At 47.0% G+C, this 11,852-nt stretch carries 8 protein-coding genes; 1 reads left to right on the forward strand and 7 read right to left on the reverse strand.

What is annotated here, in order from left to right:
- Positions 1-63 precede the first annotated feature (63 nt).
- The 7 genes from ACFQV5_RS07115 to ACFQV5_RS07145 form a co-directional block, all read right to left on the reverse strand.
- Positions 64-1,917: an ABC transporter ATP-binding protein gene (locus ACFQV5_RS07115; protein WP_379245077.1), complete on the reverse strand. Its 1,854-nt coding sequence runs from the start codon at positions 1,915-1,917 to the stop codon at positions 64-66.
- A complete protein-coding gene (locus ACFQV5_RS07120) occupies positions 1,914-3,641 on the reverse strand; it encodes an ABC transporter ATP-binding protein (RefSeq protein WP_379245079.1) in 1,728 nt (575 codons plus the stop codon). The genes ACFQV5_RS07115 and ACFQV5_RS07120 overlap by 4 nt, the downstream gene beginning before the upstream one ends.
- A 12-nt stretch (positions 3,642-3,653) precedes the next feature.
- On the reverse strand, positions 3,654-4,232 hold the full coding sequence (locus tag ACFQV5_RS07125) for a MarR family winged helix-turn-helix transcriptional regulator (RefSeq protein WP_379245081.1): 579 nt from the start codon (positions 4,230-4,232) through the stop codon (positions 3,654-3,656).
- A 137-nt stretch (positions 4,233-4,369) separates the two neighbouring features.
- Positions 4,370-5,485, reverse strand: coding sequence for a ribosome small subunit-dependent GTPase A (gene rsgA / locus ACFQV5_RS07130; protein WP_379245083.1), 1,116 nt, complete (start codon positions 5,483-5,485; stop codon positions 4,370-4,372).
- A 375-nt stretch (positions 5,486-5,860) separates the two neighbouring features.
- Positions 5,861-8,155 carry an ATP-dependent DNA helicase gene (locus tag ACFQV5_RS07135; protein ID WP_379245085.1) on the reverse strand — a complete coding sequence of 765 codons (2,295 nt, stop codon included), beginning with the start codon at positions 8,153-8,155 and terminating at the stop codon, positions 5,861-5,863.
- Positions 8,156-8,393: 238 nt separating this feature from the next.
- Positions 8,394-9,188, reverse strand: coding sequence for a delta-lactam-biosynthetic de-N-acetylase (gene pdaA / locus ACFQV5_RS07140; RefSeq protein WP_379245087.1), 795 nt, complete (start codon positions 9,186-9,188; stop codon positions 8,394-8,396).
- 117 nt (positions 9,189-9,305) lie between these two features.
- On the reverse strand, positions 9,306-10,349 hold the full coding sequence (locus ACFQV5_RS07145; RefSeq protein ID WP_379245089.1) for an oxidoreductase: 1,044 nt from the start codon (positions 10,347-10,349) through the stop codon (positions 9,306-9,308).
- A 283-nt stretch (positions 10,350-10,632) separates the two neighbouring features.
- Here ACFQV5_RS07145 and ACFQV5_RS07150 point away from each other — a divergent pair, with 283 nt between their 5' ends.
- Positions 10,633-11,847: an MFS transporter gene (locus tag ACFQV5_RS07150; RefSeq protein ID WP_379245091.1), complete on the forward strand. Its 1,215-nt coding sequence runs from the start codon at positions 10,633-10,635 to the stop codon at positions 11,845-11,847.
- Positions 11,848-11,852: the final 5 nt, after the last annotated feature.

Genomic DNA, 11,852 nt, shown 5'->3' on the forward strand with positions numbered 1-11,852 from the left:
TGAATATTGTATGGAGCTGAAAAAAAAGAAGACCACCTAAAGGTGGTCTTCTTTGTATATTGTTTAACCCGCTTCCTGCGTTCCGCTAAACTGGCTGTTGTACAGATCTGCGTAGAAACCATTCTGTTCAAGCAGTTCATCGTGCGTACCCTGCTCAATGATACTGCCTTGATTCATAACAAGAATCAAATCCGCATCCCGGATCGTGGACAAGCGGTGAGCGATAACAAAGCTCGTTCTGCCCTCCATCAATCGATTCATCGCCTTCTGGATATATAGCTCTGTACGTGTATCTACACTGCTTGTTGCCTCATCCAGAATAAGAATCGCTGGGTCAGCAAGAATAGCCCGGGCAATCGTCAGAAGCTGCTTCTGACCCTGTGAAATATTCGATGCTTCTTCATTCAATATCGTGTCATAGCCTTCCGGCAAAGTACGGATGAAGTGATCCGCATGCGCCGCCTCGGCAGCCTGCACAATCTCCTTCTCTGTAGCTCCTGCTCTACCATAACCGATGTTATCGCGAATGGTGCCGTTAAATAACCATGTATCCTGAAGCACCATACCAAACATGCTGCGCAGGTCGCTTCTCTTCATCTGCTTAATGTCAACATTATCAATCGTAATTCGGCCGCCGCTAAGCTCGTAGAAACGCATCAGCAGGTTCACAAGCGTTGTTTTACCAGCGCCTGTAGGACCAACAATGGCTACGGTCTGACCTTGCTTCACATCAATGTTCATATCTTCGATCAAGTTCTTCTCCGGTGTATAACCGAAGCTTACATGTTCAAAGCTTACTTCCCCGCGTGCATTCGAAAGTTGTTTCGGTGCGGAAGCTTCCGGCACTTCTTCTTCCTCATCCAGCACCTCAAACACCCGCTCTGCGGAAGCGATTGTTGATTGGATGACGTTTGCGATATTCGCAAGCTGCGTAATCGGCTGAGTGAACTGACGGGAATACTGGATAAACGCTTGAATATCCCCGATCTCGATTGATTTCTTGGTTACCAAGATACCGCCCAAGACAGCAACGATAACATAACCAATATTACCGATAAAACTCATAAGCGGCATAATCGAACCAGAAATAAATTGGGCGCGCCAGCCCGCATTATAAAGCTTATCATTCACCTTATCGAACTCTTGAATCGATTGATTCTCACGTCCAAATGCCTTTACGACTTTATGACCTGTATACATTTCTTCCACATGACCGTTCAAATGTCCAAGATGCTCTTGTTGAGCGGCAAAATGCTTCTGCGAACGTTTGGCTACCATCATGGTGACAATCACGCTAAGAGGTAATGTTAGAATGACAACCAATGTTAACCACGGACTGATCGACAGCATCATGATAATAACCCCAACCAAAGTGACCAATGACGTAATCATCTGCGCCAAGCTTTGCTGAAGTGTGCTGCTGATGTTGTCCATATCGTTCGTTACTCGGCTAAGTGTTTCTCCGTGCGTTCTAGCGTCAAAATATTTAAGAGGAAGCCGATTCAGCTTCTCATTCACTTCTTTGCGCAGATCATATACGGTTCGCTGTGCGACACCCGCCATGACATATTGCTGAAGATAAGCGAACAGGGAACTGAGCAGATACAATCCTACAAGCCATAGCATAATATTCCGAATGGCAATAAAATCAATTCCACTGCCAGACATGATGCCTTTAAACAAGAGGGTTGTCGCTTCACCTAATATTTTCGGGCTGACAATACTAAAAATCGTACTTAAAATAGCCGCGATAAGCACCGTAATCAGCTTACCGGAGTGAGGTTTAAGATATCTTGTTAACCGGCGAAATGTGCCTTTAAAATCTTTCGCTTTCTGAACAGGCATCCCCGGTCCATGAGGACCGCCGAAAGGGCCACCGCCGCGTGGATGTCCGCCGCTTTTTTTCTGTCGACTCATGCGATCTCCTCCTCTGACAGCTGGGATGATACAATCTCACGGTACACTTCACTATTCTCCATCAGTTCTTCATGTGTGCCCATGCCTGCAATACGGCCTTGGTCGAGTACGATGATCCGATCTGCGTCCATCACCGTGGTAACCCGCTGGGCTACGATCAAGACTGTTGACTCTGTTGTCTCTTCTTTCAGAGCTGCACGCAGCTTCGCATCGGTCTTGAAATCGAGAGCAGAGAAGCTATCGTCAAATACATATATTTCAGGACGCCGAACGAGTGCGCGAGCAATCGAAAGACGCTGCTTCTGTCCACCCGACACATTGCCGCCTCCCTGGGATATTTCAGCGTTATATCCGCCTTCCATCGCCGAGATGAAATCCGCCGCTTGAGCAACCTCTGCCGCATGTTTAACTTCTTCATCGGTCGCATCCTCTTTACCATAGCGGATATTGTCTGCAATCGATCCGGTGAAAAGCAGTGCTTTTTGCGGAACAAATCCAATTTTGGCACGAAGGTCTTCCTGTTTCATATCCCGAATATCGGTACCATTGACCAAAATTCGGCCCGAGGTAACTTCATAAAATCTAGGGATCAGACTAATCAAGGTCGATTTACCTGATCCGGTACCGCCAATCACGGCTGTAATCTCACCAGGACTTGCCTGGAAGGAAATATTCGAAATCGCAGGCTCCTCAGCCCCTGGATAGTAGAATGTAACATCCTCAAATTCAATGTAACCTTTTCTAGAAGAAGCAGGTTTGGCTTCTTTAGGGTCATGAATTTCTGGCTTCATATCCAGCACTTCGTTAATACGTACCGCAGAAGCTTGCGCACGCGGAATCATAACAAACATGACAGATACCATGATAAGAGAGAACATGATCATCATCGCATATTGCAGGAAAGCCATCAGGTCACCTACCATCATGTGCCCTTCGTCAATGCGATGTCCCCCAAACCATACGATAGCCAAAGTGGCGAAGTTCATGACCAGCATCATAACGGGCATCATTGCGCCCATAATTTTATTCACTTTAATTGCCGTTTGGGTTAAATCTTCATTGGCATCATTAAATCTTACTTTCTCATGCTCCGTACGGTTGAAGGAACGGATAACCCGGATCCCAGTCAATCCTTCGCGCATAACACGGCTGAGGTTGTCGATTTTCAGCTGAATGGCTTTAAAGAGTGGAATCCCTTTTTTGGCAATGATAAAAATAGACAGCGCAAGCACCGGAAGTGCTGCAATCAGTACCGTTGTGAGACCCGGATCCCGGGAAACCGCCATAATGATACCCCCGATACACATCATCGGTGCAAGTGCCATCATACGAAGGATCATAATTGTCACTTGCTGCACTTGGGTAATATCATTCGTCGTACGCGTAATAAGTGATGCTGTACCGACCTTATCAAATTCCTGGAGCGTGAAATTCTCAACATGGGAGAATATACGACCACGAAGCAGCCTACCAAAGCCGGACGCTGATTTAGATGCTAAGTAGCTTGCTGCAATCGAACAGATCATACCTCCCGCCGCGATCGCTAGCATAAAGCCGCCCATACGCCATATATAAGTTGTATCCCCTTTAACGATACCGACGTTAACGATATCTGCCATTAATGTTGGCAAATAAAGCTCGGATAACGCTTGAAAAAAGGTGAATAACAGTACAAGCAAGACCGCCGACCGATACGGTCTCATATACCGGAATAACTTCAGCATGGTTTCATCTCCCTACTTTGTCTCTGATGAGTTTAGATTAATCTCAGTCTTATTCGTATACTCATAAACCTTGGTTAACAATCTAGCTAATTGGTCGCTATCTTCTTCACCCAAATAAGCTACCAGCCCTCTGAAATTCGCCTTAAAGGCCTCATGCGCTTGGTGAACGACTCCCTCTCCTTCGGCCGTCAGACGAACACGAACAGCGCGCCGATCATTCTGATCCATAATTCGTTCGACAAGCCCCTTACTCTCCAAACCGTTAATGAATTGGGAAATCGTTGGTGAAGTCACTCGCATCTTAGAACTAATCTCTGATACTTTCAGCCCCTGATCATCTTTCGAGCGAGCCTCAAAACCTTGCGCCCCCTCAGATCTTTCTTTATATTTCAGCGTCATCAAGATTTTAATCTCGCCCGCTGTGTAACCCGAAATAGTAATCTGATCCCAATCTTTCTTACGGAACAGACTAAAGCTGCGTAAGAGCCGTCCTGCCGCATCGCCGCCGAATGCTTCCTCTTTACGAAGCTCTTCGGAAGAATCCCTATCGCCAGCGTAGCTACAGCCTGGCCAGTTGTCTCGATTTGACATGTTACTCCCCTCCTTCAGCAAAATAGATAGGTATCCAATTAATTAGGTAACCTAACTATATACCCTGAGAAAATATAATGTCAAATCTCTGGAAAGTAACTTTTTCTTCCAAAAACTCATTCCATTAGTCAAGTAAATTAATCATAGTCGTATCCATTTTTTGAAGAGGAATTAGCTGTATTTCTGTCTCGCCGGGACTTGTAAGAATGAGCCCGAGCGTTCTCCTTTTGTCGTCTGGCAGTGGACCTTTCCTTCCGGGCAATATATGCAAGCTCTCTCTCCGTTTTCTTATAATTAGCAAAACGCCCTTGATCGAGCGCCCCCTCCCGAAGCGCTTGCTGCACAGCACAACCTGTTTCGGATTCATGACGGCAATCATGGAACCGGCAATCGCATGCAAGCTCTTCAACATCGGAGAATGTCTCCTCCCATCCCCCTGCTGAATCCCATAGCTGCAGCTCTCGCATCCCGGGTGTATCTATCATGATCGCGCCTTCCGGCAATAGAAACATCTCTCGGTGTGTCGTCGTATGACGCCCTCTCGCATCCTCTTCCCGGATTCCCTGCACTCGCTGTACCTCATTTCCCGCGAGCCAGTTCAGAAGCGTCGATTTGCCTGCACCGGAGGAACCGGTAACCGCTACTGCTCGGCCTGGAACAAGGTAAGGGGTAATCGCCTCTTTCCCCTGATCCTGGACGGAACTCACCACATGCACCGGCACTCCCGGTGCGGAAGAACTGACCTTGGAGACATAGTCTTCCGGCTCATCACACAAATCCGCCTTGGTAAGCAGGACAACAGGCTGTGCACCGCTTTCCCATATGGATATCAAGTATCGCTCGATTTTTCTCACGTTAAAATCTTGATTCAATGCACTAACAATAAAGATCGTGTCTGTGTTTGCAGCAATGACCTGCTCATCCGGTATACTTCCTGCTTCCCTTCGTGTCATGGCTGAAAGCCGGGGAAGCAGACGGTGAATGACGGCCCTTGGTTCACCCTGCAGCAACTCCACCAGCACCCAGTCTCCGACAGCAGGAAAGTCTGCTCGGCTTGTCGCTTCGAATTCATACTTCCCCGTGACCGCAGCCGTTCGCTCTCCCGTTTCCGTTATGATCCGGTATTGCTTCGAGAACTGCGCCGTCACACGGGCAGGCACAAGCGGTTTATGCTGATCCTGTATTTTGTCCATATGACCCTGCCAATGCTCATTCCAACCATATTTCGTTAAACTCATTTGTTTAGGTTTCATTCCAGTTACCCCTTTATTATGTTGTATTGTGAACACAAAAAAACCGCAGAACATCTTCTGCGGTTTACTAATCACCTAACAAGCATCCCTCCTTCATCAGTTCCGATGAGAAAGGGATGCCTACAAAATGAAAAAACCGCAGGAAACCAAAAGTACGGTCTCCTGCGGTTTATCAGTCCAATCCAAGCGCTCATTAAAAAGAGCCCTGAATTAGAACGATCTTACCTCATCCGTAGAGACCAACGCCAACGTGAACTTGCTCATCATAAAGTTTGTCATTTGACATCAGCCTCCTTTTTGTAAAAGTATATCCGTATTATAGTGCCGGTCTTTCCATGTGTCAACATTTACCAGCTGCATGGACGTTATCTAGCATTATATCCGCCTATAATGCCGCCATTCCTCTGGCAGCAGTGCATTATACTGACGGGTCTGAAACCGGTCATCCACGAGTACGAGTGTCCCCCGGTCCTCTTCAGACCGGATCAGACGGCCCCCGGCTTGAAGTACCTTGTTCATACCAGGGTACACATAGGCGTAATCATACCCATTTTTCTCATTGCGATCGAAATATTCTTTAATGATATCGTTCTCGAACGAAAGCTGAGGAAGCCCAACCCCAACAACGACCACGCTTTCGAGCCGCTCCCCTTTCAGGTCAATTCCTTCAGAGAAAATACCGCCCATCACGGCAAAGCCAATCAACGGCTCTTTGCGATCCACCTGATAAGAGCTTAGAAACTGCTCCCGCTCCTCCTCACGCATCGCATGACCCTGAACTTGGGTTTCGAGATCCGGGTTAAGCAACTTAAAAGCATTGTACACATCCTGCATATATGGATAGGAAGGTAAGAATATCAGAGTGTTAACCGGCTTTTCCTTAACTAGCTTGTCCAGCATATTTACAATCGCATCCTTGCTGCGATCCCTATCCTTGTAGCGAGTAGAGACCGGCATCAGCCGGACATCCAGCTGTTCATGGGAGAATGGAGAAGGAATCGAGAGACTGTAATCCTCCTCCTCAGCCCCCAGCATGTCTCGGTAATACATCAGCGGAGTTAACGTTGCGGAGAACAATATGGTGCTCCGGTAATTCTTCCCGGCCTGCTGCAGCAAATAGGACGGATCGAGACAAAACAACTTCAGGAACACCTCGCTGCCGTCTATTTCCGCATAAGTAACGAATCGATCATCGTACAGCTTGGATATCCTCAGGTAAGCTTGTGCCGCAAAATAGCACTCCAGCAGCTGATCAAGCTCTTCCGCGGATTTTCCGGTTACCAGCTCCGCCTCAGCATGCATGACGAACTCTTCCAGCAGCTCATCAAGCAGCTCCGGCTGGTGGCTTCCCACCATCCGCTCTTCCTCTCCACTAACTTTACGGAATACGATGAAACGGGTATTCACCTTCTTCACTGCCTGATACAGCCCAGGATTGATCTCTTTATAGGCTCGTTGAATCTCTAAAAACATCGATTTTCTAAGTTCTGCCGAGAACATAGAGCGTGCCCGATCAACTAGATTGTGAGCCTCATCCACCAGAATAACGCTTCGTTTCTTCACTTCTTCAGGCATTCGTTTAAACGAAACACGTGGGTCAAACACATAATTATAGTCACAGATCACGGCATCTGCAGCATAAGCAGCATCCAGCGAGAATTCAAAGGGACAAACCTTATGCTTGCGGGCATAAGCTTCAATAACAGGGCGAGAGATCGTCGTCTCATTCTGTAAGAGATCGAGAATCGCTCCATTGATCCGGTCATAATAACCCTCGGAAAAAACACATGAGTCCTTCCCGCAGCCTTCTTCCTCACCAAAACAGATTTTGTCCTTCGCCGTTAGTGTCACGGTATGCATATGGAGACCACCAGCCTCCATAAGTGCCACTGCTTCCTCCGCTGCTGTTCGCGTGATCGTTTTGGCGGTCAGATAAAAGATTCGCTGTACCGTCCCTTCGCCCATCGCTTTAATGGATGGGAACAGCGTAGAGATGGTCTTACCTATGCCCGTAGGTGCTTTGGCAAACAATCGGCGGCCTTCTCCAATCGTCTTATATACGGCGCCCATCAGTTTACGCTGACCCGCTCTATACCCTGGAAATGGAAAAGAAAGTCCTCGGATACTTTCATCCCTACGTATCGCATGATCACGAAGCAAGTAAGCATATGGCGCATAAGCTGCTACCACTTCAAGCACAAATTGCTCTAGCTCTTCCGTACGGAATGTTCGCCGGAATCTTTTCATATCTCCTGCTGGTATTTGAAAATACGTCAACTGAACAGCCATTTCATCTGTACTGTGCAATTTTGCGTACATATATGCATACATCTTAGCCTGCGCCCAGTGGACAGGATAAGTGTCTTCAGTAATATCGTCCAGATTACCGGAGGTGGACTTGATCTCATCAATCATAACCGGACCATTCCCGTCTCCGATGATCAAGCCATCACATCGTCCCTCGACAGCAAATACAAGATCCTCATAAGGAATTTCAGCTTCCAGATGAACCTCTTTCTGATCCTGTTCACCGTATTCACGCTGAACCTGCTGGTGCGCTCTTGTCCCTTCGGTCAGCGTTGTCGCCGTCCGAAAGCCGGAGGTAATGCTCCCGCTGCGAAAGACATACTCCACTAGCGGCCTTACGGATATTTGAATGGTATGAGGCATAAGCGGTCTCCTTTTTTAACACAATCATCTGGTCCGTATTATACCAAACATCCATAGGGAGGGTTTAAATAGTAGATGGCTTTCACTTGTCCTTAATCTACATAAATCAAAAAGGCCGAAGTCAAGAACTCTGTTAGAGTCTGCCATCGACCTATTTACTATGAGAAAAGATGAAGGAGCTGTCCTTTAGTAGAAAAATCTGCTCGAGACAGCTCCGTTCTTAATTTTCACTCACACACTATGGCGCCTTAGTCCCCATCTCGTCCAAACTCTTGAACTCATAGCCCTGCTTCCGAGCTTCATCAATAATTCGGCCAAGCGCTTCCGCATTATCACTCGAGATCGAGTGAAGCAGCATGACGGCCCCAGGGTGAAGCTGAGCTGTCACTTTCTCGAAAGCATACTGCGACCCGCGCTGAGCGTTCACATCCCAATCTTTATAAGCCAGCGACCAGAACACATTCGTATACCCAAGCTCCTTGCTGACAGCCAAAGAACGCTCGTTGAATATACCGCGTGGTGTCCGGAGATACTTCATCTCCTTCTGGCCAGTTACGTTAGCAACCTCAGTCTTCACCCGTTCCAGTTCTTCCTTTAACTTTTCCCCAGAAATAGAGGATACATCCGGGTGGCTCCAAGAATGGTTGCCAATGATATGTCCTTCTGCTGTCATTCGTTTAAGCAGCTCTGCCTGTGTCTTCACATAATGACCGGTCACAAAAAAAGTCGCAGGTACCTGCTTCGCTTTCAGCGTATCCAGAATCCCTGCGGTAAATCCATTCTCATATCCGTTATCAAACGTCATATACAGCTCTTTCTTCGTGGAATCACCCATGAAGACGGCACCATGCTTCTTAAGCAGCTCCTTAAAACCTTCCTCATCAATAGATGGGAGATTACCGTTCACACTTCTCTTAAAGCCAAAATGGAAGGGACCGCTGCCCGAAGCCCATGCTGAGATGGAACATGACAGTACCACTGCCAGACATAACGAAATCATAGACGTCACTCGAAGGACGCTGCGTTTATTCATGCTTGTATTCTCCTTCTCCGTGGATTATTCGCTCGCCAAGCAAGCTTATAACAGGGCTGTTATACCTTACTTCGCTTACTATCCCACGAAGAGAAGAAACTTATGTGTAGTTGTGTATTAATCGGTCACCGTGATTGTACTGCCTGTTCGATGGCTCTCCATTGCATACTCGATCATACGAATGGTATCACGCGCATCCTCTGGTTTCACCGGAACCGATGCTCCTTCCAGTATCGCTTCAGCTAGTCCTTGGTAGAAGGCCTGATATCTACCTGGCAAAGTTTCGATCTCTCCCTGAACAGCCAATCCGCTAAGTTCCGTAGCCAGTTCGCCATATTGCTCCGGCTGGTCCTCTCCCCAACCGATATCACCAGGACGTAACCCTTGCTTCAGCTGAGCTTCCTGCGGGTCGAGGCCATACTTCAGAAAGCTGCCTTTATCCCCGTGAAGCTCAAACCGAGGTCCCGCCTGGCGCACAAGAGAACCGGCATGCAGAATGACTCGGTGCTTCTCATATCCGAATATCAGATGAAAGTAGTCGATAACCTCTGAACCCTCTCGCTCCGCACGCAGATCGGCCCATACCGTCTTCGGTTTTCCAAACAGGAACAAAGCCTGATCAATCAGGTGTGAACCCAAATTGTATAATTCGCCTGCCCCCGGACCCTGCTGCTCTTTCCAACGCTTTTGAACGATAGGACGATAACGATTAAAATGCACTTGATACACCGAGAGTTTACCGAGAGCACCTGTTTCCAATAAATTGCGCACAGTCAAAAAATCATTATCCCAGCGGCGATTGTGATAAACGGTCAACAAGACCCCTTTGTCCTGTGCAAGCTGGATCAGTATATCCGCTTCCTCAGAGGTTACCGTAAAAGGCTTCTCTACAACGACGTGTTTACCGGCCTCAATGGCCTTTTTGGCATATTCAAAATGAGTTGCATTCGGACTTGTCACTACCACTACCGCAATCTCGTCATCCTGCAGCATCTCGTCCACATCACTCACAACCTGTGCGCGTGGAAAATCCTTCTTCACTTTGTCCGGATTGGAGGATACAACCGTGTGTACCTGATAGTCCGGAATACTTGAAAGAAGAGGTGCATGGAAAATAGAGCCCGATAACCCGTAACCGATCATGCCCACCTGAATCGTCATCTTAGATCACCACTTTCTTATATATAACATGAACAAAATCCAATAAGGCTCTAATAAAAGTTACCATCCGTAGGTTCCTTACAATATATTAGCATTTTGAATCCACTCTCAGCAAAAAATATGCTGACCGTTTTATTCTAGTATATGTAAAATTTCAGAAAATAACTGTAAACATTCACACTTTCTATTGCCTACCCTTGCCATCCACTGTTAATATAGCCAAAGCGCTAAATTACTAGGTTAGCCATGCAATTCATCCAGATAGACTATAAGGAGAGAAATCATGCCCGCAATAAATAATCCTAAAGGACCGCTGCTCTTATTGATGGTCAATATGTTCATCGCTATGCTAGGTATTGGCCTTATTATTCCGATTTTACCAGACTTTTTAAAAGAGTTCGGTGCCGGTGGTCAAACAGCAGGTTACTTAATCGCAGCAACCGGTCTTACCCAATTTATCTTCTCGCCAATCGTCGGAGAGCTCTCTGACAAATATGGCCGGAAAATTCTGATCGTTACAGGTCTCGCACTATTTACTCTATCACAGCTTCTATTCGCTATCGCAGGTGATGTATGGCTGCTCTATGTATCCCGTCTTCTCGGCGGCATAGGTGCTGCAGCGATGATCCCGCCTATGATGGCATTTGTCGCTGATATCACAACAGAAGACAATCGTGGTAAAGGTATGGGGATGATTGGTGCCGCCATGTCATTAGGTTTTGTTGTTGGACCAGGTGTCGGAGGCTTTCTTGCTGAAGTCAGTCTGCGGATGCCGATGTACGTTTCGGCGGGCGTTGCAGGCGCAGCACTGATTCTGTCCCTGATTGTCCTTCCAGAAACATTGTCCAAAGAGAAGCAACTGGCTGCTCGCAGCCAAGTTGTCAAAAGAGATAGCATTATCAAGCAGCTCATTCACTCAACCAAAGCTCCTTATTTTGTACCCTTGATCCTCGTATTCGCTTTAACACTTGGATTAATCAGTTTCGAGACGGTCTTCCCACTCTACGCTAAATATAGTTATCAATTTACAACGAAAGAAATTTCCGTCGTTATTACAGTAGGCGCACTGGCGGGTACAATCATTCAGGCTCTTCTCATTGACAAGGTACTTCGCAAATTCGGTGAAACGAAACTAATTTCCTTAAGCTTTTTTGCCGCCGCCCTCTGTATGGTGTTCATGTTGATCTCCGGAAACTTCTGGTATGTGCTCGGTGTATCGCTCTTGTTCTTCGTCTTTACAGCGATTATGCGACCAGCAATCAACACGTTATTGTCCAAGATGGCCGGTGAAGAGCAAGGCTTTGTAGCCGGGATGAATAACGCTTATATGAGCGTCGGCAATATTGTCGGTCCTGCTATTGCAGGCAATCTGTTTGACATCCATGTAAACATTCCTTATTTGTTTGGCGCTATGATTCTGGTTGTGGGTGTATTCATCTGTTCGACATGGGCATCTCGTCGTCATTTAACTGACCAAAAAGTCGCTATTCAAGATTAGTACTC

It is taken from the genome of Paenibacillus sp. GCM10028914, from assembly GCF_042666275.1.
Lineage (GTDB): Bacteria > Bacillota > Bacilli > Paenibacillales > Paenibacillaceae > Paenibacillus_AQ.